Source organism: Prosthecobacter sp. (assembly GCF_046154365.1).
In the GTDB taxonomy this organism is placed as follows: Bacteria; Verrucomicrobiota; Verrucomicrobiia; order Verrucomicrobiales; family Verrucomicrobiaceae; genus Prosthecobacter.
Genome location: NZ_JBJXFV010000239.1, coordinates 1 through 26226, shown reverse-complemented (window position 1 = coordinate 26226; position 26226 = coordinate 1). Strand labels below are relative to the sequence as shown.

At 59.8% G+C, this 26226-nt stretch carries 20 protein-coding genes; 10 read left to right on the top strand and 10 right to left on the bottom strand.

Going from position 1 to position 26226, the window contains the following annotated elements:
• The first annotated feature begins 39 nt into the window (after positions 1-39).
• A complete protein-coding gene (locus ACKVY0_RS30060) occupies positions 40-732 on the top strand; it encodes a DUF1080 domain-containing protein (protein ID WP_409218583.1) in 693 nt (230 codons plus the stop codon).
• Here ACKVY0_RS30060 and ACKVY0_RS30055 read toward each other — a convergent pair.
• Both ACKVY0_RS30055 and ACKVY0_RS30050 read right to left on the bottom strand, forming a co-directional pair.
• Positions 687-1355: a hypothetical protein gene (locus ACKVY0_RS30055; RefSeq protein WP_409218582.1), complete on the bottom strand. Its 669-nt coding sequence runs from the start codon at positions 1353-1355 to the stop codon at positions 687-689. The two genes, ACKVY0_RS30060 and ACKVY0_RS30055, sit on opposite strands and share 46 nt — an antisense overlap.
• Positions 1352-2299: a 6-bladed beta-propeller gene (locus tag ACKVY0_RS30050; protein ID WP_409218581.1), complete on the bottom strand. Its 948-nt coding sequence runs from the start codon at positions 2297-2299 to the stop codon at positions 1352-1354. Before ACKVY0_RS30050 ends, ACKVY0_RS30055 begins: the two co-directional genes overlap by 4 nt.
• 119 nt (positions 2300-2418) lie before the next feature.
• Here ACKVY0_RS30050 and ACKVY0_RS30045 point away from each other — a divergent pair, with 119 nt between their 5' ends.
• On the top strand, positions 2419-4635 hold the full coding sequence (locus ACKVY0_RS30045; protein WP_409218580.1) for a redoxin domain-containing protein: 2217 nt from the start codon (positions 2419-2421) through the stop codon (positions 4633-4635).
• A gap of 3 nt (positions 4636-4638) precedes the next feature.
• On the opposite strand, the gene ACKVY0_RS30040 is transcribed toward ACKVY0_RS30045, so the two are convergent.
• Together ACKVY0_RS30040 and ACKVY0_RS30035 are read right to left on the bottom strand one after the other, a co-directional pair.
• Positions 4639-5571, bottom strand: coding sequence for a hypothetical protein (locus tag ACKVY0_RS30040; protein WP_409218579.1), 933 nt, complete (start codon positions 5569-5571; stop codon positions 4639-4641).
• 18 nt (positions 5572-5589) lie between these two features.
• Positions 5590-5928: a hypothetical protein gene (locus ACKVY0_RS30035; RefSeq protein ID WP_409218578.1), complete on the bottom strand. Its 339-nt coding sequence runs from the start codon at positions 5926-5928 to the stop codon at positions 5590-5592.
• Positions 5929-6054: 126 nt separating this feature from the next.
• Between ACKVY0_RS30035 and ACKVY0_RS30030 the strand changes: the two genes are divergently transcribed.
• Positions 6055-6864, top strand: a complete 810-nt coding sequence (locus ACKVY0_RS30030) for a ParA family protein (RefSeq protein ID WP_409218577.1) — start codon at positions 6055-6057, stop codon at positions 6862-6864.
• Entirely contained in the window at positions 6845-7786 is a 942-nt protein-coding gene (locus tag ACKVY0_RS30025; RefSeq protein WP_409218576.1) for a hypothetical protein, read from the top strand. The genes ACKVY0_RS30030 and ACKVY0_RS30025 overlap by 20 nt, the downstream gene beginning before the upstream one ends.
• Here ACKVY0_RS30025 and ACKVY0_RS30020 read toward each other — a convergent pair.
• Positions 7776-10388 carry a protein kinase domain-containing protein gene (locus tag ACKVY0_RS30020; protein WP_409218575.1) on the bottom strand — a complete coding sequence of 871 codons (2613 nt, stop codon included), beginning with the start codon at positions 10386-10388 and terminating at the stop codon, positions 7776-7778. The genes ACKVY0_RS30025 and ACKVY0_RS30020 overlap by 11 nt on opposite strands.
• 186 nt (positions 10389-10574) lie before the next feature.
• Between ACKVY0_RS30020 and ACKVY0_RS30015 the strand changes: the two genes are divergently transcribed.
• The 5 genes from ACKVY0_RS30015 to ACKVY0_RS29995 all read left to right on the top strand — a co-directional run bounded on the left by ACKVY0_RS30015 (position 10575) and on the right by ACKVY0_RS29995 (position 15323).
• Complete coding sequence (locus ACKVY0_RS30015; protein ID WP_409218574.1) at positions 10575-11057, top strand: low molecular weight protein arginine phosphatase; 483 nt, start codon at positions 10575-10577, stop codon at positions 11055-11057.
• Positions 11054-12748 carry a ribose 5-phosphate isomerase B gene (gene rpiB, locus ACKVY0_RS30010; RefSeq protein WP_409218573.1) on the top strand — a complete coding sequence of 565 codons (1695 nt, stop codon included), beginning with the start codon at positions 11054-11056 and terminating at the stop codon, positions 12746-12748. The genes ACKVY0_RS30015 and rpiB overlap by 4 nt, the downstream gene beginning before the upstream one ends.
• Before the next feature lie 124 nt (positions 12749-12872).
• A complete protein-coding gene (locus ACKVY0_RS30005; RefSeq protein WP_409218572.1) occupies positions 12873-13034 on the top strand; it encodes a hypothetical protein in 162 nt (53 codons plus the stop codon).
• Positions 13035-13039: 5 nt separating this feature from the next.
• Positions 13040-13600 carry a hypothetical protein gene (locus ACKVY0_RS30000; RefSeq protein ID WP_409218571.1) on the top strand — a complete coding sequence of 187 codons (561 nt, stop codon included), beginning with the start codon at positions 13040-13042 and terminating at the stop codon, positions 13598-13600.
• A 28-nt stretch (positions 13601-13628) separates the two neighbouring features.
• On the top strand, positions 13629-15323 hold the full coding sequence (locus ACKVY0_RS29995) for a hypothetical protein (protein ID WP_409218570.1): 1695 nt from the start codon (positions 13629-13631) through the stop codon (positions 15321-15323).
• A gap of 76 nt (positions 15324-15399) precedes the next feature.
• Here ACKVY0_RS29995 and ACKVY0_RS29990 read toward each other — a convergent pair whose 3' ends face one another.
• The gene (locus ACKVY0_RS29990) at positions 15400-16278 is read right to left on the bottom strand and encodes a S1 RNA-binding domain-containing protein (RefSeq protein WP_409218569.1); all 879 of its coding nucleotides are present in this window, start codon (positions 16276-16278) and stop codon (positions 15400-15402) included.
• A gap of 115 nt (positions 16279-16393) precedes the next feature.
• Between ACKVY0_RS29990 and ACKVY0_RS29985 the strand changes: the two genes are divergently transcribed.
• Positions 16394-20362: a protein kinase domain-containing protein gene (locus tag ACKVY0_RS29985; protein WP_409218568.1), complete on the top strand. Its 3969-nt coding sequence runs from the start codon at positions 16394-16396 to the stop codon at positions 20360-20362.
• A 17-nt stretch (positions 20363-20379) separates the two neighbouring features.
• Here the strand turns inward: ACKVY0_RS29985 and ACKVY0_RS29980 are convergent, their stop codons facing one another.
• The 4 genes from ACKVY0_RS29980 to ACKVY0_RS29965 all read right to left on the bottom strand — a co-directional run.
• Positions 20380-21594 carry a PQQ-binding-like beta-propeller repeat protein gene (locus tag ACKVY0_RS29980; RefSeq protein ID WP_409218567.1) on the bottom strand — a complete coding sequence of 405 codons (1215 nt, stop codon included), beginning with the start codon at positions 21592-21594 and terminating at the stop codon, positions 20380-20382.
• 104 nt (positions 21595-21698) lie between these two features.
• Entirely contained in the window at positions 21699-22772 is a 1074-nt protein-coding gene (gene tsaD / locus ACKVY0_RS29975; protein ID WP_409218566.1) for a tRNA (adenosine(37)-N6)-threonylcarbamoyltransferase complex transferase subunit TsaD, read from the bottom strand.
• A 572-nt stretch (positions 22773-23344) separates the two neighbouring features.
• Positions 23345-23542 (bottom strand): hypothetical protein, encoded by a 198-nt coding sequence (locus ACKVY0_RS29970; RefSeq protein ID WP_409218565.1) that lies wholly within the window; start codon positions 23540-23542, stop codon positions 23345-23347.
• 77 nt (positions 23543-23619) lie between these two features.
• A partial coding sequence (locus ACKVY0_RS29965) for a PQQ-dependent sugar dehydrogenase (RefSeq protein ID WP_409218564.1) occupies positions 23620-26226 on the bottom strand: 2607 nt, incomplete at its 5' end.

Genomic DNA, 26226 nt, shown 5'->3' with positions numbered 1-26226 from the left:
GAAACTGTCGCCGAGGCACGTTCCAAACGGCCCAATCCTATGAAACGACTCCTCCCGCTCTCCATCACCGCCGTGGCCCTGCTGGGTGCTGCATTTTTCAATCTTCAGGCCCAAGAAGGCGGCTGGCAGAACTGGTTTGCCGATGGTTCGCTGCAGGGCGGCCAGATCATCAGCGGCAAGGCCACCTACAAAGTCGAGAACGGCGTGCTGACAGGCACCACGGTCGAGGGCAGCCCGAATACCTTCCTTGCCATCGGTCCGTTCAAGGACTTTGAACTCGAGTTTGAGGTGAACGTGGATGATGCGTTGAACTCCGGCGTGCAGGTGCGCAGTCACATCGCCAAAGAAGGCGATCCGGTTCCCGAGGGGGCCAAAGGCAAGCTGCCTGCCGGGCGTCTCTACGGTCCGCAGTGCGAGATCGCGATCGATGGCTCCGCTGGCAATTTTTACGATGAGGCCCGTCGCGGCACCTGGTGGAGCATTCTCACCAAGACCGAGGCGGTGCGCACCGATGCAGCGAAAGCCGCCTTCAAAAAGGGCGAGTGGAACCATTACCGCATCGTGGTGAAGGGCGATCACTACCAGAGCTTCGTGAACGGAGTGCCCACGGCGGATTTCACCCAGCCCGGCGATCCCGAAGGCTACATCGGCTTCCAGGTGCATGGCATCAAGACCGGCACCGGTCCCTACAGCGTGCGCTGGCGCAATGTGAAGTTCCGCGAGACGAAGTAACCGAGCACGAGAATCAGTGCCGACGAGGCCATCACCGCCTGCCAGCGCCGCCACCACGGCAGCCAGTGGACGGCGATGGCCTTTGATCTGTCGCCCGCGAGCAGCAGCATCCACTTCGGTGGCGCGTCGGGGTTGGTTTGATCGCGCGTCCAGAGCAGCACGTCGTGCAACTTGCCTTTCGTCATCTCGAAGACAATCTCGGGCGATTCGCTACGCCAGCGCCACGCAGCGGTGATCAAGGTGTGGGGTTGGGCCTCTGTGTCGGCGGGCAGATACGCAGCGGGCGCGAATTCCGCCCAGTTGTCGTGTTGCGTGATGTTGACGTCTGAGAGTGCCGCCAATGGCACAAGCGATTCGTTGCGCCTCAACCGCACAGGATCAATCAACGCCTCCTTCGCGATGGCCTCATCCGCGATGAGCGGATTGCCACCGTAATCGGCGGTGACTTCCAGCAGCACCTCGGCATCCGGCAGCAGCGTGAGCTTCGCGCTCAAAAACTCCGCCCCATGCCCGAAAACACACAGGGGGGCGGCAAGAATGACGAATGAAGATATCCGAATGACGAAGGAGCGGATCGACTGGGTCATCGGCAATTCGTCATTCGGAAATTCGGGTTTCGTCATTTCTTGAGGTTCCACCTCAACACACGGCCCCACTTGTTCCACTCGGTTTCGAGGATGTTGCCGTCGTTGTCGAAGGTGATGCCGTGCGGGCTCGTCACAACGCCCTGCTGCCAGTCTTTGGGTTCAATGCCAGGTGTGTTGGTTGGCTTGGGGCTCGTGCCGAGATCGGCGACGCGTTTGTTGTCCTTGTCCCAGACGCTGACGTTTCCGGCGATTTCGGCCACGCACATCAGGTCGCCATGGAAGCTGGCGGAGGAGGGATTGCGCATCTCGGTGGCGATCTCGCCGATGAAGGTGCCATCGAGCTGGGTGTGCAGCATGCGCTTGTGGCCGCGGTCGCAGATCATGACGCGTGCGGGTTCAAAGCGGCGGTCGATGAAGATCTTGTGCGCGTTGGCGAGCTTGAGCGGCTCGCCAGGACCGCCGAAGACGCTCTTGAACTTGCCTTCGGCACTGAACACGAAGATGAAGCTCTGGCCGTAGCCATCGACGACATAGATGTCACCGTTTGGTGCCACATCGCAGTTGGTCAGCTTGAGGCCTTTGCCAACTTTGTCGGCGGGGAATTCGCTGGTCGGGATGGTCATGACGACGGTGCCGTCGAGGTTATATTTGACGACCTTTTGCTCGCCGAGCACGGCGGCGTACAGGTGCTCGCCATCGCCGTATTTGCGGATCACGAAGCCGTGGAGCGTGGGTGGCAGCGGCAGCGCTTTGATGAACTTGCCGTCCTTGCCATAGACTTGGATGCCAGCGTTGGCTTCTTGAACGCTCACGTAGATGTTGCCAGCGGAGTCCACGGCGATCTCGCCGTGGCCGTTGCCGATGGTTTCCTTGCCGGGGGGCGGGGTGATGAAGTTCGGGGCGAATTCATAGGCGACTTCGGCAGCGGCGCTGCCGGCGAGGGCCATGACGGACAGGAGGGAGAGGATGCGGTTGTTCATCAGGCCGATTCAAACGGACTGACGGGGCGGCGTCAATCGCGCAGGTGTGATTTTCACTGGATGATCCTGTCATACAGCCGGAAACTTCCCGCCACACATCGTGTTCCCATCTTCCGCCCATGAAAAAAGTTCTCTTCATTCTCCTCGGCAGCGCTGCGCTGGCTGGTTCCGTCATCGGCCTGCGGGCGCAGGCGCAGCTCACGGAATTTGATGAGAAATTCAAGGCCTTCGACAAAAACAGCGACGGCATCATCAGCGGCGACGAGATGAATGGTGCCAGTTACCTCCCACAGCTCGATTTGAACAAGGATGGCAAGCTCCTGCGTGAAGAAGCGCTGCAAGCGGTGCGAAAAGCCAAAAATCTCATCGGTGAAGGAGCGGACACGGGTGCTCTGTTCAAGCGCCTCGATAAAAATGCCGATGGCAAGCTCACCGAGGACGAACTCAACAACAAACGCTGGTTCACCGGGCTCGACACGGACAAAGACGGCAGCGTGATGCTCGATGAAGCCACGAAGGCACTCGCTAGTCTGCGCAAACGTGATGCTGGCGGCAGCAATGCTCCTGCCAGCCCGATCACGCCGGCGAATGAAGATCCCTCGTTCAAAGATGCACCGCAATTCCTCAAAGGCAGCGAGCATGGTGTGGGCCGCATGGTGGCGGACATCGCGTTGAAGACGTTGGATGGCAAAGAAATCAAGCTCAGTGCCGCTGTGGGCAAAAACGGCCTCGTACTGGTGATGTTCAGCGCCAGTTGCCCGATCAGCGGCAAGCTGGCACCGGAGATGGCGCGACTGGAAAAGGATTTGAAGGAGCAGGGCGTGGGCATGCTGCTGGTGAATGCGCCGCCGGGGCAGAAGAACGAGGAGATCACGAAATTCATCAGTAACCATCAACTGACCTCGAAGGTGGTTAGCGATGCCGACGCCAAGTTGTCGCAGGCCTTGAGTGCCACGACGACCACAGAAGTCTTCCTGCTCGATGCGGCACGAACGCTCGTTTATCGCGGTGCCTTGAATGATCAATACGGCCTCGGCTACTCGAAGGAGCAGCCTGCGCATCATTACTTGCGCGATGCCGTGGCCGCGATGCTGCGCGGTGAACCTGCTGAAATCGCCGCCACCAGTGCTCCAGGTTGTACGCTTGATTTACCAACGCAGAAAACCGTCGCGAGCACAAACGTCACCTATCATCGCGACATCGCCCGCATCCTGCAGGCGAACTGCGTGGAATGCCATCACAGCGGCGGCGTGGGGCCATTTGCGCTCGATTCGTATGACGCGGTCATCGAGCATGCAGGCATGATTCGCAAGCAGGTGGAGCGCGGCGCGATGCCGCCGTGGTTCGCCGCAGCGCTCGAAGGCCAGATGCACTCGCCATGGTCGAATGATCGTGCGTTGTCGGAGCGTGATCGTGCCGATTTACTCGCCTGGCTGGCCTCAGATCGTCCGACAGGCGATGTGGCCGACGCACCGAAGCCGCGCCAGTTCCCCAGTGAATGGAGTATTGGCAAGCCGGATGCCATCATCGCTGCGGCGCGGCCGGTCTCGATCAAGGCCGAAGGTACGATGCCCTACCAGCATGTGACGGTAGTCACGGACTTCTCCGAGGACCGCTGGGTGCGCGGCTACGAAATCCTGCCCACGGAGCGGCAGGTGGTGCATCACGTCATCGTCACCGTCTTTGAAAAAGGCCGCAAGGTGCGCGGTGGCGGCGAGGAGGGTAGCGAAGGCTACTGGGCCGCTTATGTGCCTGGAAACACGAAGCAGATCTATCCCGAAGGCTTTGCCCGCAAGCTGCCAGCTGGTGCCACGGTGAGCTTCCAGATTCACTACACGCCGAATGGCAAGGTCGTGCAGGACACGATGCGCATGGGCCTGCTCTTTGCCAAGGAGCCGCCGAAATACGTCGTCCACACCACGGCTCTGCCGAATGCGCGCCTCAACATCCCCGCTGGAGCTGCGAACCACGTCGAGACCGCGCAGCGCAAACTGCCCATCGACATGAACGTGATGGCCTGGATGGCGCACATGCATGTGCGTGGCAAGGCCTTCAAGTTCGAGGCCACCTTTCCCGATGGAAAGACCGAAACGCTGCTCGACATCCCGCGCTACGATTTCAACTGGCAGCTCCGTTACGACTACGCCATGCCGCACTTTCTCCCACGCGGCACGGTGGTGAAGATCACCGCCGTGTATGACAACAGCACCGGCAATCCAGCGAATCCTGATCCGACCAAGAACGTGCGCTGGGGCCAGCAGACCTTCGATGAAATGATGATCGGCTACGTCGAGCACTACACGCCGCTGAATGCGGTCGTTGCGGGCGGGGAGTGATCGTTATTTAGGCTTGCTCGCGTACTCCAGTTCAACATCAAGTTTTTTGCGTTCTTCAATCATGGAGGCAGCTTGTCGCTCAAGCTGGGATGCCTTCGATAGTTCTTCATTGGCATTTTCGGTGTGGCGGGTGCTGGGTTGCCCTCGTTCTTTGGCGCTTGCAGCCAGTGCCTGATGGTTTTGTGCGGAAGCACGATATTGCTCCACGGATTTGGTGTACGTCACAATGCGAGAATCGAGTTCGGCCATCCTCAGCTTGATCGCCTTGACCTTGGTATCATCCATGGATGGTTTTGCAGGAGCTTCAACGATTGGAGCGGAAGAGGCGGTTGCAGTCGCTTTGGGTTTTGTATTGGCGTCATTGGCAGATGGCTTGGCCAAAAAGCTGGTCTGCGCCGCAATCAACATGGGAGCAAGTGCCTCAGGCCCAAGATCATATTTTTCCTTTAAGTCCGCAGGGAGTAATTCCAGCGTAACTGTGCCAATGCCGTCTGAGTGGATCAAGGAAATGCCGGATTCCTCCACTTTGCGAACTTTGGCACCGCGCAGAACCTTGCCGTTGGCCAAGGTGATGTCTCCCAGTTCAGAGCCGGACGCATCATTGCGCATTTTCTCCACGGAGGTCTTCATTGAAGTGACGACATATTTCAAATCACCGTCAACCGTGCGGTAGCGCTTGTCGAGAATGTCCTTGGCTTTGAGCAGTTCTTCATTTTTACCCATGGCATCACGCATTTTTTGACCGGCTTTCTCAATATCCGTCCATACCTTCCTTCTAAGAAAGAGGACTTCATGCATGCCGGCGAGTTTGGATTTTGATTCCAGCAATGCTGCATTGGCCAAATCTACCGACGAAAAGTAGTGGGCGCTGTAACCAATTCCGATTAGGAGGCTGATGATGAAAATGAAAACCCAGGCTTTTGATTCTTCGAACATACAAGGTGGTGGTTTGGGTTAACGAGCGAATTTGGCCTTATAGGAATCCAGTCTCGGGCGCATTTTTTTCAAAGCATCTTCGCCATCGGAACATTTTTTGCTGATGTAGGCCAGTTCCTGTTCGAGGCTGGCATTTTTTTTCATCCAGTCGGCATGAAAGCGCTCCAGGTTAATAAGTGCGGATTCGGGATTGGCACCAAAAGTGAAAATTTTGGCATCGAGTGCTTGTAGATCGTCATTGCCTTGTTTGATCGCCGCTTCCACGTCGGCTCGTTCCTTCAGCAATAAATCATGTTTTTCGCAGGAGCTAGCCAATAGCAAGCCTGCCAATCCGGTGATAATAAGAAGATGTTTCATGTGCATGCGCTTAGTAGCAGAACATGGGCCGATAAAACAGGCAAGCACAAATTCCTATGGCAAAGATTTTGTGCGCAAAAAATTCTTTGAATGTGCGGATCATCATCCCGCTGCTAGCATCGCGGCGTGATCGCGATTGCAACGGCCAGTCAGAAAGGGGGCGTGGGGAAAACCACGTTGTGCATCAACCTCGCCTATTCATTGGCGCGGCGGGGCTGGCGTGTGCTGCTGATCGACACCGACCCGCAGGGCGGCGTGGGGCTGTCATTGGCGAAGAGCACGAAGGCGCGGGAGGGATTTCATGAGTTTCTCATCCGTGGCGGCGATTTGAACAAGATCGTGGTGCCGACGCGGCTGCCGGAGCTGGAGATTGTGCCCGCTGGCCAGTATGACGCCTGCGCGAGGCAGGGCTGGTCGGTGCATGAGGTGCCGGGACGGCTGGCAGACCTGCTGCGCAGCGCGGAGTTGCGTGGGGTTGATGTGGTGCTGATGGACACGGCGGCCGGAATGAACGGCACGACGGAGGCGGTGGTGAAGGCGTGCGATTTTGTGGTGCTGCCGCAGCAGGCGGAGCCGCTGGCGATCCGCAGCGTGCCACATCTGCTGGAGACGCTGGCACGCTTCCGTGCGGAAGGCGCGGGCGTGCGCGTGGCGGGCATTTTGCTGACGATGGTGATGCGCGAGCAGGAGATGAGCCTCAAGGTCGCACGTGAACTGCGCGAGATGCTGCCGGCAAACCTGATGTTTCAGCAAAGCATCCCGCGGTTGCCATCCTTTCTCGAAGCGAGTGCGCTGGGCGTGCCGGTGGCGCTTACAAAACGCAATCCGCCGCCGGAGGCGCTGATTTTTGACCAGATCGCCGCCGAACTCGAGCAGCGCACGGGTTTGTCGAAGCAACGTGAAAAGGAGCATGACCATGCAAGTCTCCTGGATTGATGCAGACCGGATCAAGACGCTGGTGGCGCAGATTGTGCCGCAGGAGCCGAGTGAGGATGGAGTACCGCAGGCGGTGGAAATCGAAACGGTGCCGGATGCTGTCTCCATGTCTGCCGTTGAATCATGGGGCACCGCCATGGACTGGATGGAGCCGGTCACAGCGCCGGTGCCTGCCACAGAAGCGATGAAGACGGAGCCTGCCGAGGCACAGCAAACGCAGAAAGAGCTGGAGGAGCCGACGGAAATGCTGGCCGAATCCCGGGAGGATGAAGCGGAAGGCGATGGTGAGCATGGCATGCCGCTGCATAATCCTGCCGCAGCACTGCCGCTGAGCCGGATTCGCGACAAACTGCGTGCCATCCGTCAGCGGGCGACGGCGGCGGGCATTCTGACGCGTGTGAGTGATGCTGTCGTGCCTTCGCCTGAGCCGGTTGCAGAGAGCGAGGTGGCGGCGGCGGTGTCAGATGCTGTGGAAGCACCGGCCAATGAGCCGATGGAAACACCGGCAGTGCTTGAGTCCGTGGTGTCGTTGCCGCAAACACCGGCCATCGAGATTCCACAAGGTTCGCGTGATCAGCGTCTGGCGGCGTTTGCCGACTGGGCGCGTCTGGTGCTGCATGAGGATGGCGGTCATATGCTGGTGATGAGTGATGAAGGCGAGGTCTTGTGGGGTGGCGAGGCCAAAGCAGGTCTGGTGCTCTCCACCATGATGGCGTGGGGTGCGGCGATCCGTGCGAGCGCAAGTTCCGCCGGTGAAGCACCGCCGGTCATCCGCCAGCCGCTGGCATCCGGGAACGTGCTCACGGTGATTCCGTGTGAGACGGACAACGGCGTGATTCATGCCGCCGTGACCGCTCCTGCAGGGTTGAGTGATGAACTGGCGCTGGTGTTGCGCCGAGCGTTGTGTGCCGCTACGGCTTGAGGAGCACCAGTTCGTTGATACCCCAGAAATTAGTTGAACTTCCGTTTTGTGTGATGCGCAAAAAGCGGACTTTTTGAGGAGCTTTAAAAAGGATTTCGGTCAGCGTGCCGCCACTGCCCTCTGCGAGTGTGGAATTCCAATTCGTGCCATCGGAAGAGGATTCGACTTTGTAGTTGCGTGGAAAATCACCGTTGCTTCCTTGGCTGTCGAGTGCCAGGCCCGCGATACTGGTTTCAGAAGGTAGTTCAATAGTGAACCACATGCCTGCTTTCATGGGTTCTGCGGTGGTCCATCGACTGCCGGTATTGCCATCGACCGCCTTTGAGCAATCCTCTTTTTTGTGACTGGCGCTCAACTTCCAAGTATTTCGCGGTTCGATCCATTCCAGCTTGGTTTTGAGGCGTTGTTTGAGCGGTGATGGCCCGGAGTTTTGAAAGTAGTAATCACGCAGGCGGCTGTCGATGAGTTGCCACTGGTCAGGCTTCAAGGCTGCGGAATACACGAAGAATTCAGCGAGGTAACCGCTGAACTGGTCCTGTGGGCCGACATTTGCCCCTTTGCTGTCCTTCACGCGGCCGATCTCCAGTTTGTCCAGGGGCGTATTGGGGGCTGTGGCTTTGCCACCAGAGGAGGTGAAGGTTTTGCCATCCGCATCACGCGCACGGAGTTCGACAGCACCTGTAGTTGCATTCCAAGTGATGAAGGCGAGGCATGGAAGCGTGCCGTTCACACTGCTGGAGGTCAGGCTTGGGCCGCTGCCGCTGTTTTTTACTTCAGCGACCAGGTTTTTTTTGTCATCGATGCGCAGCGATACGGAGGAACCCTCATTGTTGCCGAGGGTGAACAGACGTGCGGGCAGGCGTGTTGCTTCAGCCTGAAAAGCGGTGACGATGGTGAGTCCTTTGTCACCGCCAGTGACGTTGCTGCTGCCAAAGGGCAGATTTTGTTTTTCCTTGCCTGGACTGTCGAGTTCCAAGGCACAGGGCTTGCCACTGCGTGGCCGGAAATCGAGCACCACGCGTCCTGCTTTTGGAGATCCTCCTTTGGCGGCCTCGGGCCAGTTGGTGCGTTTGGGTGCGTAATCCTGGCTGTTTTCAAAGCTGCGCAGAATGTTGTCGCCACCACGTTCGGAGAGGTCACGCCATTCGAGCACGGCCTCGTTGTTGTTGGCCGGGGCCAGTTTGCCGTCGCTGCCTTTGCGATTGGTCAGGATGCCGGTGTTGCCGACATAAAAAAGTGCGATGCCTCGGTCTGCCGGCGGATACGAACGGTCCTGCGGGAGCTGGAAGCTGACCTTGGGCGGATCGCTGGAAATGCCCATGCCGGACAGGATGCCGGTGCCGCCGCCCTTCTTTTTTGCATCACCGCCGAAGAAGAAACAGCCGCCGATGCCCAGCACGATCGCGCCACCTCCAATGAGGGCGATTTGTTTGATCAGCGCGGGAGTCAATTTGCCTATGGCAGGTGCTGCCGGGGAGGCAGAGATGCTCGAAGTCTTGCGTCCCACCGCTGTGGTGCGCCCCGTTCCAGGCCGCCGTGGCGCAGGGGCCAGATGCGAGGTGATGGCGGCGACTTCGCTGACGGGCGGCGTTTCTGGAATGACCTCGAGCACCGGCTCGGCATAAGCGGGTGCAGGCGGTGCTTCCGCCGGCGGATAATATCCGGTCAGCGGCGCAGTGCCGGTGCCCGGCGGTATGTACATCGGCTGCGGTGGCGGCATGTACACTGGCGGCGGCGCGTACATGCCCATCCACGGGCCATAGGGCACCATCGTGGGCATTTTCTCCCACGCACGGAATTCCTCAATGGCCTGCTGTGCATTGGCAGGACGGTCATCCGGCTTCTGTGCCATGAGCCGTGCACACCACGCACCCAGCCACTGCGGCACATGCGGTGCGATGACATGCAGCGGAGTGACGTCATGATCAATGTGCTTGTCGATGACCTGCGCCATCGACTCGCCATCGAAGGCCTTTTTGCCTGACAGCGCCTCATAAAAGACACAGCCCAGTGAATAGAGGTCGGTACGTTCATCCACCGGCTCACGCGTGAGCTGTTCCGGGGCCATGTAATAAATGGAACCCATGACGGTGCCTTCCTGATCCTCCGTCTGTTTGCGTGCCCGCAGGCCGGCGCGAGCAAGGCCAAAGTCGATGATCTTCGACTGCATGCGGCCGCCGGGCAGACGCTCGACCTTGATGTTCTCCGGCTTGATGTCGCGATGCAGAATGTGATGCTGATGCGCGGCGAGCAGGCCTTCGAGACATTGCGAGGCCAGCTCCTTGAAATCATCGTAAGGCAAGGGGCCGCGGCTCACCACATCAGCCAGGTCATCGCCTTGCAGCAGTTCCATCACCATGAACAGGCCTTCGTCATCGCTCGCCACATCGAAAATGGTCACGATGTTCGGGTTGCGCAGGGAGGCGAGCGCATCGGCCTCACGCCGCAGTTCGGAGGCGATGTTTTTGTCCGCGTCGGCCTCGTTGGCGGTCAAGAGCCGCTTCACGGCGACCCAGCGCTTCAACTGGCTGTCATAGGCGCGGAAGACGGCGCCAACGCCGCCCATGCCGAGCTTTTCATAGATTTTGTATCGTTCCGCCATCCGGGTGTTGAGCGCTGAAAATGAACCAACGGAAGCAAAGCCCATGAGCAACCCCTTTGGCAAGCGCGATATTCCACGAAAACACCTTTCATCGCGTCATCTGCTCCCCCTTTGACAAATCAAAGCGTCGCGACACACTGCCACCCCGCCGCCCCGGCGGGGTCGAATTCAAACCCGCACCGCATCTTGAAAAGCGTACTCTTTGTCTGCACTGGCAACACCTGCCGCAGCCCGATGGCCGAGGCGTTGTTTCGTGATCTTGTCAAAAATCGGGCCGACTACCAGGTCGCCAGCGCCGGTGTCGCCGCCGCACCCGGCATGCCGGCCAGCAAGCACACGGCGGCGTTGATGAAGGAGCGCGGCCTCGATCTCGCCAATTTTCAGAGCCGCATGCTCGAACGTGCCGATCTTGATCGCGCCACGCATGTTTTTGCGATGTCATCACATCATCTCGCCGCCATCGCGGACGAATTCCCCGAGCATGCGGACAAAGTCTATCTCGTCTCCGAATTCACCGCCGAGGATGCGTTGCGCGGCAGGGATGTGAGCGACCCCTTCGGCCAGGGCCGCACGGCCTATGACGAGACGTTGCGCAGTTTGGAACAAATGCTGCCCAGTCTGCTGGCCTACATCGACAAAACCTGGAAAGAGCCCGAACCCAACTCATGAGCAACACCGCACTGCCACACCAACTCGCCATCGCCTCCGACCACGGTGGCCTCGCCCTCAAGAACGCCGTCGTGGCGCATTTGCAGGCGAAAGGATATGCGGTGGAGGATCTCGGCACGCATGACGGAGCCTCGGTGGATTACCCGGACTTCGCGGAACTCGTCAGCGAACGTGTGCTCGACGGTCGTGCCGAATGCGGCATCCTCGTTTGCACCACCGGCATCGGCATGAGCATCGCCGCGAACCGCCACGCGGGTATCCAGGCCAGCCTCGTCAGTGATCCAGCCACCGCGGCCATCACGCGTGAGCACAACGCCTCCAACATTCTCTGCCTCGCCGGCAAAACCACCCCTGAAGCCACCGCCTTGGCGATCGTCGATACTTGGCTATCGACGCCCTTCGCCGGTGGCCGCCATGGTCGCAGAGTCGATAAAATGAACACCCAAGCCCACCCCCTCAGCATCCTCGCCTCCTCCGATCCCGCCGTCGCCCAGATCATCCAGGGTGAGCAGCATCGCCAGCAGGACCACATCGAACTCATCGCCAGCGAAAACTTCACCTCCCGCGCCGTCATGGCTGCCCAAGGAAGCTGCCTCACCAACAAATACGCCGAAGGTTATCCCGGTAAACGCTGGTACGGTGGCTGTGAAGAGGTCGATAAAGTCGAGCAACTCGCCATCGACCGCGCCTGCGAGCTTTTTGGTGCCAAATACGCCAACGTGCAGCCCCATTCCGGCTCCCAAGCCAATGCCGCCGTCTATTTCAGCGTGTTGCAGCCCGGCGACAAAGTCCTCGGCATGAACCTCGCCCACGGCGGCCATCTCACCCACGGCAACCCCGCGAACTTCAGCGGCCGCTTGTACCAGTTCTGCCAATACGGCGTCAGCCAGACCGACGAACGCATCAACTACGACGAACTCGCCGAAGTCGCCCTGCGTGAGAAACCGAAGATGATCACCGCCGGCGCCAGCGCCTACCCACGCATCATCGACTTCAAAAAGATGAGCGAGATCGCCAAAAGCGTCGGCGCGTATCTCTTCGTCGATATGGCCCACATCGCCGGCCTCGTCGCCGGTGGAGCCCATCCTTCCCCGATGGAGCACGCCGACTTCGTCACCACCACCACGCACAAAAGCCTGCGCGGCCCGCGTGGCGGCATGATCCTCACCAACCACGAAGACCTCTTCAAAAAGATCCAAAGCCAAGTCTTCCCCGGCGTGCAAGGCGGCCCGCTCATGCACGTCATCGCCGCCAAAGCCGTCTGCCTCGGCGAATGCCTCAAACCCGACTTCAAAGACTACACCGCCCAAGTCGTCAAAAACGCCCAGGCCCTCGCCGCCGCGCTCGCCGCCCTCGGCTACCGCATCGTCAGCGGCGGCACCGACAATCACCTCATGCTCGTCGATCTCCGCCCCAAAGGCCTCAACGGCAAAATCGCCAGCGAGACCCTCGACAAAGCCGCCATCACCGTGAACAAAAACGGCATCCCCTTCGACACCGAAAAGATTACCCTCGGCGGCGGCATCCGCGTCGGCACCCCCGCCGTCACGACTCGTGGCATGAAAGAAGCCGAAATGACCCAAATCGCCGCCTGGATCGACCGTGCGCTCACGAATCGCGAAAACGACGCCGTGCTGGCGGAAATTCGCAAAGAGGTCAGCGCGGCTAATCAGCGGTTTCCGTTGCCGTGATCCGTTCGGAGTCCCGCCTTCAGGCGGAAGATCGATCCGTTGGTTTCGCGTGCGCTTTTCCGGCTAAAGCCAGGACTCCGAACTCTCGCTTGCCGAGTCCTGGCCGGAATGGCACAATCGCTGCATGAACCACGCCGAACCCGTCCTACAACCTGTCGATTGGAAAAAGGAAGCCGAGATGATGCGGCGTGACACGGCCAATGTGCTGAAGGACCGAAAAACTGCGCGGGCATTTCTGCGCAAAGTCGGGGTGGACTTGAAGACAGGCAGACTCATTCGCCCCTGAGCAGCATGAACTCCCGCTCCCTGGTCATTGGTTACCACGGTTGTGATTTGAAGCTGGCAAAGCGACTGGCCGCAGGCGGAATAAATCTGGCACCAAGCCGGAATCTTTATGACTGGCTCGGGAATGGGCAATACATCTGGGAATACAGCCTTGAGCGGGGTTGGCAGTGGGCGCTTGAAGCTGCCAAAGATGGCCGAATCAAGACGCCTGCGGTGGTCGGCATCGTAGTGGACTTGGGTAACTGCCTTGATTTGGTCGATGCCGAGGCCCTGCAAATCGTGCGTGATGCCTACCAGAGGTATCAGCAGCTTTGCCAACTGTCCGGCTCGAACGAAGAGAGAAATAGAGGCCCCGGGTTTCGTGCTCGTTATTTGGACTGCATGGTCTTTGAAACTCTCCATGCATGGCGGCAGGAGCAAGGGCTGCCACCCTTCGACACTGTGCGCGGCTTCTTTGTCGAAGGCTCCGAGTTGTATCCCGGCGCGGGGTTGCGGGATCGGGATCACATCCAGATTTGCGTGCGGAACCCGCAGTGCATCAAGGGCTATTTCCTGCCGAAAAATTGATTCCGAAACTCTGAACTCCCCAAAAACCATGGCCTCACTTTTCTCCTCCATCTGCGGCACCTGTGGCCGGAACTATCAGTCGTTGATGTTGCGCGCAGCAAAGGCGGGCGGACCACTGGCGGGTGTGGTGGGGATGGCGTCGGACTTTGGCACGCCGGTGGGGGATTTCGTGCCCTGGCTCGTGCTCGGGTCGGCGGTGCTGACGTTGCTCGCCGGTGTGATGTGGTTTGGCGGGCGGCAGCGGCAGCTCCGGCGGGCGCTGGCAGACGGCAAGCTCACGCAGGAGGAGATTGAGCAGGCGACAGAGCACAATCCATGGAGCGTGGGCTTTGCCTTCGGCATCGTTTCGACAGTGGTGCTGGGGTTGTTCCTGGGCGCGCAGCAACTGGTGGCGAAGGAGGGCAAGGGCGTGCTCGCGACGCTGGTGCCGGCGCTGGAACAGATGCAGCAGTCGCTGTTCAAGATCGAACAAGACGTGGCGGAAGTGAAGACGACGACGGGGCGCATCGAAACGAAGACCGATCAGGTGCTCACGAAGCTGGAGGACCTGAGCGCGGCGTTCGAACATGCCGGGAAGAACGGTGTGATCATCGCCAATCCAGCCACGCCGGCGGAGCATTACCACAATGCGCGGCTGTATGAGTTGAAGAGCGATTTCGCCAGCGCCCGCAAAAGTTACAACGCCTATCTCGCCAGCGGCGTCGAGTTCATCGACCCCTATCTGGCCTACACTGACATGCTGAAAGTGCAGGACGGCCTGGAAGGGGCGCGTGAGGTCGTGGCGGCCATGCGGAAGAACAACACGAGCACGAGTTTGGAGATCGCGGCGGCGCTGCTGCTGCCGAAGGAGCAGCGCATCGCCGCGTTGAAGCAAGGCGTCGAAAAACACGCGGATTTCGCCCCGGCGGTGCATCTGCTGAGCCGCGAGTTTTCAGCGGAAAAGCTGGGCGAGCAGACTTTGGCCGACAAACGCGAGGAAAAGGCGCTGCTGGAGCAATTTCGCGCACTGGACGGCGCTGGGAAGTTCCAGCGCTTCGTCATGGACAAGAAACAAGCGAAGGCGTGGCTCGATGATGCGGAATCACGCCTCGCCAAGCTCACCGCAATGCCTGCGGCGGTGCTGGAAAATCCCGTGACGCTTTCAGCGAATCAATCAAACCAGGGCTGGATGCTCACGCTGGGCTTCACCGACTACAAAATCAAAAATGTGGAGTACAAGCTCGATGGCGCAGGCGAGTTCAAGTCCACCGGCTTTGCCAACATGACCAATCCACAGACCGGCCTGCCGATGCCGTCGCAGACGATCATGGTCGCCACGCTCGCGCCGGGCGAGCACACGCTCGAAGTGCGCTACACCGACATGACGGACAAGCTGAATGGCCCCTTCGTTTTGAAGCTGAACACCGCCGAGGCCGCGCTCAAGGCCGGCAAGTCGATGCTCGACATGACAGCCACCTCCTGGCTGAGCATTCAGCAGGGGAATGTCTATTTCACCGGTGTCCTTACGCATCGCGGCATCCTCAAATCCATCCGCTACTCGTTCGACAGCGAGAAACTCGACCAGGAGTTCCCTTTTTCGCCGCCGAAGCCTGGTGAAGGCCCGTACCAGGTCGGTGATGGCCTGCCTTACCTCAAAGCGCCGGACGGATTGAAGTTCGTGGCGCTGCAACTGACCTTCATCGACGGCACACAGTCGGAGGTGAAGACGTATCCGGCACCGTGAGGTATGGTTGATGGTTGAGAGTCGATAGTTGATGGTCTGAGAGGCTCGGATGCTATCAACAATCAACCATGCACCATCAACTCCCCGACGGCTTCCAATCACCGGCCTTTGCCTCACGAATGTCTAACAGCGCGATGCCGGGACGCGTGAATTCGATGCGGCGCTGACGGTAAAGGGCACCGAGGGCCTGCTTGAAGGCTTTTTTGCTCGCTTCAAAGGTGTTGCGGATGATTTCCGGCGGGCTGTCGTCATCGAAGGGCAGCCTGCCGCCGCTGTTCTTCAACGCTTCGAGAATCCGGTCCGTCAGCGATGCGACACGCTGATAACCAGATGCATCAAGGCTGAGGTCGATCTTGCCGCTGGGATGCACCATGCTGACGAAACCATTGAGCTTTTGCCCGATTTGCAACGGTGCGCCGATATTCGTGTGATACAGCAGTCCCAGATGCGTGCCTTCGACGATGGCGTTGTAGCCCAGCGGCGTGCGGCTGGTGATGAGCAGTGAGACTGGCTGCGCCGGCTTGAACGGCGGGCGGGCATGGCTCAGATGCCGGTTCAAGCGCGTCGTGGCGATGATGCGGTCCGTTTTGGGATCGAGCATCACATAAGCGACCACTTTGTCGCCGACCCAGACCTGCTCCGCCTGCTCACGAAACGGCAGTAGCAGATCCTTCAGCAGCCCCCAGTTCAGGAAGGCCCCGATGTTGCGGTTCACGCTCACCACTTCCAGCGTCGCAAATTCTCCCACGGTGGCCAGCGGTTGCTCCGTCGTCGCTACGAGCCGGTCCTCGGAATCACGATACACAAACACTTCCAGCGCATCACCGAGGCTCGTGCCCTTTGGGATATAACGATTGGGCATCAGGATCTCGCCATGCTCCCCGCCATCCAGATAAATGCCGTGCGCCGTGCTGTGAAGCACGGTGAGAGAGTTGCGTTTGCCGATCTGTGCCATGAGGCGCAGACTAGACGAGTCACTGTAGCAATCCAGCAGTTGCTTCCGCTTCGGCTGACCTCTGTAAAAATGCTCGCTCGCCGTTGGTCTTGTGATCTAGAGTCGTCAAGCCTGCATGATGACCCCTGACGCCTCCCGCGAACTCACTGCGCCCGCCGATTATGACGCCACTGTGCGCATAGACATGCGTGCACTGCTGCCAGCAGGTCTGGAGCAGCCGGACGATATGCTCGGGCGCTACAAGCTCATCGAGCCGCTCGGTGAAGGTGGCTTCGGCACTGTCTGGCGGGCGGAGCAGAGCGAGCCGATCCGGCGTGAGGTGGCGCTCAAACTTATCAAGGCAGGCATGGACTCGCGCGAGATCATCGCCCGCTTTGAGGCCGAGCGGCAGGCGCTCGCCTTGATGGATCACCCGAACATCGCCGCCGTACTCGATGCCGGCACCACCGATAGCGGGCGACCCTTTTTCGCGATGGAGTTGGTGAAGGGCGTACCCATCACTGAGTACTGCGACGCGCACCAGTTCACCATCCGCCAGCGGCTGGAGCTCTTCATTCCCGTGTGCCGTGCCGTGCAGCATGCACATCAGAAGGCCATCCTGCATCGCGATTTGAAACCGTCGAACATCCTCGTCATGGACGTGGATGGCAAACCCGTGCCCAAGGTCATCGACTTCGGCATTGCCAAAGCACTCGGCACCTCGCCGGAGGCGGCCTTGCAGGTCAGCCTGCTGCAAACGCAGGCCGGTGTGGTCATCGGCACGCCGCAGTACATGAGTCCCGAGCAAGCCGGAGCCACGCAGGATCTGGATACGCGCAGCGACATCTACACACTCGGCGTCATCCTGTTTGAACTGCTCACCGGCGACACGCCGCTCGCGCGCGAGTCGCTACGCAAGGCCGCGCTGGATGAAGTGCTGCGGCTGGTGCGTGAGGCAGAGCCCAAGCGCCCCAGCAGCCGCCTGACGCGGGTCACAGACGCGGTCACACAGACCTGCACGGCCCGACAAACCGAACCGGCGAAGCTCACACGTTCGCTGCGTGGCGATCTCGACTGGATCACGCTCAAGGCATTGGAGAAAGAGCGTGAGCGCCGCTATGGCAGCGCCGCCGCCTTCGCCGAGGATCTGGAGCGGCATCTCAACAACGAACCTGTCGAGGCTGGTCCACCCAGCGCGTTGTATCGCTTTCGCAAACTGGTGCAGCGCAACCGCTTGGCCGTGGGATCAGCCGCTGCGATGCTAGTGCTGTTGCTGGCCGGCATCGCGGTCAGCACTTGGCAGGCAGTACGCGCCACACGGGCGGAAAGAACGGTGCGCGAAGAACGGGACAAACAAGACACACTACTCTGGACGGCGAGTCGGGGGGATCACGAGGCGGCGCAGCGTGCCACGAAAGAACGACGCCACGCGGAAAGCCTGGCATTGCTTGAACGGGCGCTGAGTTACCGGCCGGAAAACAAGTTGGCGCTGGCCTTCAGCGCGACCCAGGCGCTCACCAGCCAGGGCGGACAGTTTTGGCGCACGCGGGCGATCACTCCCCTGTCGCGCTTCCCCACCTGCCATGGGTTCAGCCCGGATGGACGTTTTATTGGTGTTGGAACCTTTGACGGTCGCACTTTGATCATCCGGCCCGATTCAGGCGAGGTGCTTTGCGAGGCCCACACGGGTGGCGCGGCTGTGAACTCAGTCGCCTTCAGTCCTGATGGTGGGCGTTTTGCTGTGTCGAGCAATGACGGTACTGTGCGTGTGGTCGAACTGCCCTCAGGACGCGAGGTGCGGAAGACGATGATCGGTGGTCGGGTTACACGGGTGCTTTTCAGTCCAGATGGCCGCTGGCTGACTTGCGGAGGCCAGGATCAAAAGGTCCACGTCATGGATGCCGCGACAGGCGAAACGATCTGGTCCAGCACCTTCGGCGGCCTTGTGCTTGCGTTGCAGTTCAGCGCGGATGGCACTTTGCTTGCGGCTGCCGGGGAGCATGAGAGCGTGTGTGTGTTTGATGCACGGGACGGGCGGGAGATCTGTCGCTCGCCGGTGTCAAAGTCAGCGGCCTCGCTCGTCTTCAATCTGGACGGGCGTTCATGCATCGTGGGTGGGCAAGATGGATTGTTGCGCCAGTTTGCTACAAGCACAGGTATGGAGGAATGGCAGGCCAAGTTTGACCACCGGATCAATCAGGTCGTTTGCTCGCCTGACGGTCGGCTGGTGGCCGCTGCAAGCTGGGACCGCACCGCGCGTGTGTTTGACGTCGCTTCTGGAAAGCTCGTTTGGAGTTTCCGGCTCGATGAAATGGCCGACACGGTCAGCTTCAGTCCCGATGCCCGCTGGCTGGCCACTGGCAGCCGAGACCGGCTGGTCCGCCTGTTTGACCTCGAGACAGGTCAGGAAATCGATCGCATCCGTTCGCTGCATTGGCCGTTCAGCGTCAGTTTCAGTCCCGATGGCCGCTGGTTGAGCTTTGCTGATTATATGCCCTCCGACCCGGACATAAATTGCAACATCCGCATTCTAGAGTCGGCTTCACGGCTAGAGTCCCATCGCCTTGAGGTGCCTGAGATCAATCCTCAGTTCACCTTCAGCGCCGACAGGCATCGGGCTGGTGTCTTCAGTTTCTACAACAACCAGCCTGGCGTGGAAGCGCGGGTGCTGGATCTGGCTGGCGAGCGGGAGCTCCTGCGCTATAAACCTGCTGCAGGCGTCACTGCGATGGCGCTCAGTCCTGATGGCGGCACTCTGGCGCTTGGCGGTGCGGACGGGATCACGCTAATGGTGGACGTGGATGCAGGCAAGGTTCGGACTCAATTCACAAGCGCAGGAGCTGTGCGCAGCCTGGTATTTGGTCACGATGGCAGGCTGCTAGCCGTCGGTGGTGATGGTCCCGAAGTGCGCTTGGCGGATTTGAGCACCGGGAAAGAAATCATTTGGAAGCGCCCCAAAGGCACGCTGTACAAGATGGTCCTGGGGGACTATTCAAAGCGCTTGTTGGTGTTCCAGGATGCAAAGGTTTTTCACATTGAGACACAGTCAGGTCACGAGATCGCGACCTCGGCCGCCTTCAACGCGACCATGTGCTTTGCAGCAACACCAACTGGGAGTAGGATGGCATTCGGATCGTTCACCGGGGCCAAGGTTTACATGAGCGAGATGGATGGACAGAAACCGCGCGAAATGTTCGCTTTCGACTCTGGATTGAAAACGCTGAAATCCTATGCACCCGGCTTTCCCACCGCTGCTTGTTTTAGCGCGGACAAGCAATGGCTGCTGGCCGCCGCCACTGATGGCACGGTGCGTGGCAGGAAGGTAGATTCAGATGGTGAACTGCTCATTTGCCAACTCCTGGAGCATGTCTGGGCCTTTCACCTGAGCATGGACGGTCGTTCGGTGGCGGTTGGCGGTTTCGATGGCGTGTTGCGGGATCTGGACTGGGCATGGTTCACGCCTGCAGGGGAGTTTTCGGCTCCTGTATGGGCCGCATTGTTGCGTTTCACGGCAGGCATGAGTTTTGACGCCGGTGGCCGGCCGGTCCTAGTCTCAGCCGCCAGGATGGAAGCAGATGGCCGGGCAGTGCGGCAATTTGCGTTGGCCGCACCAATAGCAGAGCATGCGTGGCAGCATCAGATTCTGCGCTGGTCGTGCATGCCGCCTGATGAGCGGAGCACTTCGCCATGGACCGAGGAGCCGGTGCGCGTGGCAGTTGGCCGTTGGCTCATGCAGGCGCATTCAGATTCGGCAACCATCACAGAATGCGCCAATCAAGCGCCATGGCATCCGCTGGGGCCGCTGTCGTTGGCACGTTTATTCTTGCGAAAGCCTACCGGGCCACCGGTCCCGCCTCCTCCCTTCGAGCGAGTGGCTTTCCTGGCAAAACTGACGCTCAAACGGCTTCGCGACGCCGATGAGAGGCTCTATGGCCGCGACACGTTGGCCGAGTATGCTGCCTGGGCCGCGAAGATCCTGCACGAGGAATTCAAACTCGATGACGAGGCTGCGGAGGCGCTTTCTTTCGCCATGGAACGTGCGGTGAAGGAGAAGCAGGCATTGTTGCTGAAGTTGCGGGATCAGATTAGCGGCAGCCCTCCATAGGGACGTGGCGGATCAACTCACTTCACCTTCACCACGACCATCTTCTCTGCATCGCGGGCATACAGCAGGCCGTTGGCGAAGGCGTCGTGGCTGCGGTGGCCGGCACGGGTGATTTGGCTGCGGTTCAGGAGGTCAAACTTGCTGGGAGAGGCTTTGAAAACCAAAAGTTCTCCAGATTCAGCGTGCAGCAGCAGTTTGTCGCCGACGGCGATCAAGGTGCCGCCCTGGATGCGATCTGGGGCCTCCCAGGCGACTTTTCCATCGGCCACGGCGATGCAGCGCAGCGTCATGCCGCTTTCCTGGCGGCCATGCAGGCCATAGACGTGACCGTCGTGATAAACGGGCGTGGTGTAGTGGCAGTCGAGCACGTCAGACTTTTTCCACACATTCTCCAGCTTGCGCGTGGCCTTGTTCCATTGCCACAGGGCCGCGCCGACATCGTAGGCGGCGGAGAGCAGCAGTTTGCCATCACCACACGGCACGGGGGCGGCAGCATTGACGGAGGCGTCGATCTCGGCGCGGAAGAATTCATCGGCCAGCACGTTGCCATCGCTCACTTGAGTCAAAACGATGCCGCGTCGGGTGAAGAAGGCGCTCACGCCGGTGTCTTCGGGGATCAACACGGGCGAGGCATAGCCCGCTTCATGATCGGTGGCCTGCCAGAGGAGTTTTCCCGTCGCGACATCGAGCGCGATGATGCCTGCGCCAGATTTGCCACCGACGTTGAGCAGCACTTTGCCAGCGGCGACGAGCGGCGAACACGCACGGCCGAAGTAACCTTGTGGCGATTCGAGTTCGGCGACGGTGTCGTAGCTCCAGAGCAGCTTGCCCGACTCAAAATCGAGCGCCTGCACGATGCCTTCCGGCCCATGCGTGATGACTTTGCCCTCGGCGATGCAGGGCACGGCACGCGGGCCGTTGTCCATGCCGAAGCTGTCGCGGTAGCTGGTCTTGTAGCTGTGTTTCCAGAGCGGTTTGCCATCGGCGGCAGCGAGCGCCTCGGTGGTCATGTCATCGTCTTGGCGGTGAAACACAATCACCCGACCTTGGCTGAGGACCGGGCCAGCGTGACCGCTGCCGAGCTTGCGATTCCAGAGGAGTTCAGGTTCGGTGCTGCCGGTGATCGCCGCTTCATCTTGTGCGGTGCTGTTGCGTTGCGGGCCGAGGTATTGCGGCCAGTCACCAGCATGAAGCTGAGTGAATGCGCAGAGGATGAAGAGAAGCGGGCGCATGGGAATGATGAGGAGCGGGTTAACTGGAAACCGGAGTTGAGGGTGAATGATGGATCGTTGTTGGCCTGATCAGCCTCAGGCTATCAACCATCAACTCCCAACCATCAACCGCTGTCACCAACGAGCGAGAGGTTGGGATCCACATCCGCCTCCAGCGGCGAGATGTGGCCGAGGTTGAAGCGTTGCACGGCGGCGAAGGCGATCATGCCGGCATTGTCGGTGCAAAGCTCGGGCCGTGCGAGCAGCAGTTGCAGCACTTCTTTCTCACAGCGTGCGGTGAGCGCCGCGCGCAGGCCGCGATTGCAGCTCACGCCACCGCTGACGGTGACGAGCGTCTCGCCGCACTGTTTTGCCGCGAGCACGAGTTTTTCTACGAGCACTTCGATGATCGCCGCCTGCACGCTGGCGCAGACATCGGCGATGACTTGCTCACTGTTCAAATCGAGTTTCGGCAGTTCATAGAGCACGGCAGTCTTCAGACCGCTGAAACTGAACTCCAGGCTGCGGCCATCGAGAAAGCTGCGCGGAAACGTGAAGGCGGTCGGATCACCGCGCTGGGCGAGTTGGTCGATCTCCGGGCCGCCAGGGTAGGGGAGACCGATCATCTTGGCCACTTTGTCGAAGGCCTCGCCTGCCGCGTCATCACGCGTGCGGCCGAGTAATTCGTAGCGGCCCACGTCACGCACCCGCACCAGCATCGTGTGGCCGCCGCTGACGATGAGGGCCACGCAGGGCCGCACCGGACCGTGGTCGTTCATGAACGGCGAGAGCAGATGTCCTTCCATGTGATTGACGGCGATGAATGGTTTGGTTTCCGCAATGGCGAGCGCCTTGGCCATTGAGGTGCCGATGAGCAGCGAACTGACCAGGCCGGGACCGCTGGTGGCGGCAAAGGCGGCCATGTCTGCCAGCGTGCGGCCTGCATCTGCCAGCACCTGTTCGACCAACGGGCGCACATGCAGGATGTGATTGCGCGAGGCCACCTCCGGCACCACGCCGCCATACTGGCGATGGATTTCGATCTGCGAGGCGATGCGGCTGGCGATCAGCCTGCCATCCAGCGTGCAGAGCGCGGCGGCGGTCTCATCGCAGGAAGATTCGAGTGCGAGCAGGCAAGACTGGTCGCTGGATGCTAGATGCTGGATGCTGGACATCGAGTGCTGAGGAGATGCTGCCATCCAGGATCAAGCATCCAGTATCCAGCATCTAGTAAAAAAGAAGCCGCCGTCCCCCGGTTGGGTGGAGAACGGCGGCGTGGGTCTGATTCCTGTCAGATTAGTGCTTGTGTCCGTCCTTGCAGCACGAGGCTGGTTTGGAGTCACACGTCACACCTGCCTTGTTGCTGGCGCAGGATGCGAAAAGCATCGAGAACGCAGCGAGCAGAACAGTGGCAATTCGGATCATGAAATGATCTGAGGTAAGGATGGTAATCAGCCGCTTGTGGCGGCGGATTGCTTACTTGCCGGTCATCACCGGCGCTGGAGGCGGCGGCGGAGGGGTCTGCTGGCAGGAGCTAAGGACGGCGGCGGACGCGATGAGGGTGAGGATAGCGATTTTCATGTGTGTTTGTGTGTTAACTAGTTTAGCTAAACTTCCCATCCACCAGACTCCTGGCAGCGGGATTTTTGAGATTAACGACAACTTCTGTTTTTGCAAACAACCAAATGCATTCTCTGCGAAAACGCATAAGAGAGGCCCTGACGATGGAAAGGTTGGGATAGCCAGAATGTCAGGCATTCTGGCCACCAGCTCAGCCAAACGGCCCGCTGTCGCCCAGCCCGTAGGCATTACCGATGATTTCACCGTCATCCTCCTCGAACAAAATGCGCAGCGGTCGGCAGCACACCTCGCGGTCGTAGTCCACATCGCATGGAATCTCGCTGAACGAGGGCGCAGGCACGTCGAACTCCTGAAAACAACTCGGGCAGGTGACGGTGGTGGTATGCATGGTTGATGTGAAACGCATCATGGCGGTTTGTGCGCGCATCTTTTTCGTTGGAGCAGCCCAGTTGCAACGCAACTGAACTACTTTAAGCCCGCCAGATACGCGATCACATCCGCCGCTTCCTGCTGCGTCATCGTTTGCAGCAGGCCTTCCGGCATCACGGAGGCTGGCAGCGGCTTGTCCGACTTCACGGTCGTGAGCGGATAGCTCTCTGTCGTGCCGGTGATGAGCTTGAGCTTCAGCGCTTGATCGTTGCGCTCGATCACGAAGCCGGTTTGCACGCGTCCATCCTTCAATTCGACGCTGTGGGCCAGATACGTGGGCTGAATGACGGCGGAAGGCTTCATGAGGCTCTCGAGAATCTGCTCGCGACTCAAACGTGTGCCGACCTGCGTCAAATCCGGCCCAAAATCACGACCGATGCCTTGGATGATGTGGCAGGCGAGGCAGGTGGCGAGTTTGCCGGTCATGCTGATGAGTTCGGCCCCGCGTTTGGCATCGCCCTTCATGGCGAGGAGCTTCTTTGTGTCGATATTCATGCCGAGGGTCTTCACGCGTTGCTCCAGCGGGCGGAAGCGCTCGAAGACGGCGGTAATGTCTTGGTTGGGAGTGTTCAGTAGAGCGGGATCGAGTTTGAGTTCGTTGCGAGCGATGGCATTCGCGATCAGCAAGGCGTCGCCGGGTGTTTGAGCGGTGGCGGGAGCTTTGGACGACTGTCCAGCCGCAATCCAATCCCAGAGCAGCCGGAATCCATGTGGATCGACTACGCGGGCACCGATCATCGGCATGTGAGCTGGTCCCATGCGGGCGATGCGTGAAACGAGCACGCTGTGTTCCGGTTTACCGGGAGCGATGACCCGTGCATCGGCAAGGCCGAGTTCGCCGCGCAACGGCTTTTCATTCATCAGCATCGTCTCCGTCGTTGGCAAATCGGCGTTCACCATGAGTGCAACGCTGCCACCACCGTGGCGGCGATGGCAGTGGGCGCAGTTGGCGTGGAGCCAGGAGCGGGCGCGAAGTTCGAGGTCGGCTTTGGCATCATGACTCGACACAAGATGATTCTTGAGCCGATCCATGAACGCAGCATCGAGCACTTCAGCGGGTTGTTTGCCACCGATGCTGACGAGTTGATCCGGCTGGAAGCCGAGAGCGAAGCCGCTCCAGTTGTTGTGGCAGCGGGCGCACTCGGCTCGGGCGTGAATGCGCCAGGGTTGCTTCTGGATGGTGAGTTCTTCGCCGTCGTTGGCGACGAGTTCGGCATCGGTGCCTTGGTCGTTCCAGCGGTAGGAATAGCCGTTCCAGGTTTCGCCGTCGAAATGGAGCACTTGGGTTTCGATGCGTTGCTTCAAGCTGATGGTGCGGGCCAAAACAGACTCGGCGGGCCATTCGACTTTGTAGTTTCGTTTGTCCGCCGGACCGCTGACAGTTGTTTTGATGCTTTGTCCTTCGGGCAGGGCCACAAAGCGCGTCGCGGTGGCACCGTCCTGCCACATGGGTTCGGCGATCTCGAAGGGCAGCACGCCTGCGGCGGGAGTTTGCTTGGCGGTGTCGGTGAAGAGGCCGGTGTCGCTGAGTTTGCGTGGGAACTGGCTGGGCTTGCCGACAGCGGGATTGTTGGCGAGGCGGTAGATGGGCGTGTCTTTCTGCCAGTCCATCCAATAAAGCTCACCGTCATCGCTGAGGCCGAAGGTGACGATCTTGTGTGGCGTGTCGGCGATTTCTTCGCGGCGGGTGACTTGTTTGCCGTCATGCCAGAGCGCCCAGATTTTGCCGGTTTCGTAGTCGCCGTAGATGTAGGCGTCACGCAGTTCGGGGAAGCGTGTGCCGTGATACACATAGCCGCCGGTGATGCTCGCGGCTTCCGTATGCGGATGCGCAGCGACGGGCGGGATGATGGGTTCAGGGCGTTGCGTTTCGGGTTTGATCGGCTGGCTGGCCTCCATGGCGCTCCAGCTGTGATTGCCGCCGCGCTGCACGAGATGAATCATCTCCCACTGCTCCCAGCCGACATCGCCGCACCACAATCGGCCCTTGGCATCGAAGCTGATCTTCCACGGATTGCGAAAGCCGAAGGCCCAGATCTCAGGCATGGCCTTGGGTGTTTGCAAAAACGGATTGTCCGGCGGAATGCGATACGCTTTGCCGTTTTCTGCGTGATCCACGTCGATGCGCAGGATGGAGGAGAGCAGATCGCTCACATCCTGTCCCGTGTTGAGTGGATCGGGCGGGGAAGGCACCTCGGCGTCGCCGGTGGAGATGTAGAGCATGCCGTCGGGCCCGAATTGCAGCGAAGCGCCGTTGTGACCGCCACTGTGCCATGTCAGCAGCACGGTTTCCGATTTCGGATCGAGTACCGGCGGCTCCTGCTGCGTGAGTTTGAAGCGCGAGAGCTTCGTGCCATCCAGAACCTTGTCGCCATAGGCGTAGGTGATGAAGACGAGGCCGTTCTCCTGCCACTGCGGGTGAAACGCGATGCCGTAGGCATACTGCAATGGCGCATGATCGGGCTTGAGGTCGATGAGCAGGTCTTTCGCTGCCGCATCGGGTGAGTCTTTGAAGCTCCAAATCTTGCCATCCTTCTCCACGGCCACGAATCGATGCGCGCCCGGCACTGCGATCATTTCAAGCGCGTTGTTCAGCGGGATCTGCGTGAAGACCTGCTCCGCGATGTAGGGCTTCGGCGCTTC

Excerpts from the sequence above, each read along its gene's own strand:
- ACKVY0_RS30020 (WP_409218575.1), bottom strand. The coding sequence starts at position 10,388 with ATGGCGGAACGATACAAAATCTATGAAAAGCTCGGCATGGGCGGCGTT.
- ACKVY0_RS29990 (WP_409218569.1), bottom strand. The coding sequence starts at position 16,278 with ATGGCACAGATCGGCAAACGCAACTCTCTCACCGTGCTTCACAGCACG.
- ACKVY0_RS29980 (WP_409218567.1), bottom strand. The coding sequence starts at position 21,594 with ATGCGCCCGCTTCTCTTCATCCTCTGCGCATTCACTCAGCTTCATGCT.
- ACKVY0_RS30000 (WP_409218571.1), top strand. The coding sequence starts at position 13,040 with ATGAACTCCCGCTCCCTGGTCATTGGTTACCACGGTTGTGATTTGAAG.
- ACKVY0_RS29995 (WP_409218570.1), top strand. The coding sequence starts at position 13,629 with ATGGCCTCACTTTTCTCCTCCATCTGCGGCACCTGTGGCCGGAACTAT.
- ACKVY0_RS30005 (WP_409218572.1), top strand. The coding sequence starts at position 12,873 with ATGAACCACGCCGAACCCGTCCTACAACCTGTCGATTGGAAAAAGGAA.
- ACKVY0_RS30045 (WP_409218580.1), top strand. The coding sequence starts at position 2,419 with ATGAAAAAAGTTCTCTTCATTCTCCTCGGCAGCGCTGCGCTGGCTGGT.
- ACKVY0_RS29985 (WP_409218568.1), top strand. The coding sequence starts at position 16,394 with ATGATGACCCCTGACGCCTCCCGCGAACTCACTGCGCCCGCCGATTAT.
- ACKVY0_RS30040 (WP_409218579.1), bottom strand. The coding sequence starts at position 5,571 with ATGTTCGAAGAATCAAAAGCCTGGGTTTTCATTTTCATCATCAGCCTC.
- ACKVY0_RS30050 (WP_409218581.1), bottom strand. The coding sequence starts at position 2,299 with ATGAACAACCGCATCCTCTCCCTCCTGTCCGTCATGGCCCTCGCCGGC.
- rpiB (WP_409218573.1), top strand. The coding sequence starts at position 11,054 with ATGAGCAACACCGCACTGCCACACCAACTCGCCATCGCCTCCGACCAC.
- ACKVY0_RS30035 (WP_409218578.1), bottom strand. The coding sequence starts at position 5,928 with ATGAAACATCTTCTTATTATCACCGGATTGGCAGGCTTGCTATTGGCT.
- tsaD (WP_409218566.1), bottom strand. The coding sequence starts at position 22,772 with ATGGCAGCATCTCCTCAGCACTCGATGTCCAGCATCCAGCATCTAGCA.
- ACKVY0_RS30025 (WP_409218576.1), top strand. The coding sequence starts at position 6,845 with ATGCAAGTCTCCTGGATTGATGCAGACCGGATCAAGACGCTGGTGGCG.
- ACKVY0_RS30055 (WP_409218582.1), bottom strand. The coding sequence starts at position 1,355 with ATGACGAAACCCGAATTTCCGAATGACGAATTGCCGATGACCCAGTCG.
- ACKVY0_RS30060 (WP_409218583.1), top strand. The coding sequence starts at position 40 with ATGAAACGACTCCTCCCGCTCTCCATCACCGCCGTGGCCCTGCTGGGT.
- ACKVY0_RS29970 (WP_409218565.1), bottom strand. The coding sequence starts at position 23,542 with ATGCATACCACCACCGTCACCTGCCCGAGTTGTTTTCAGGAGTTCGAC.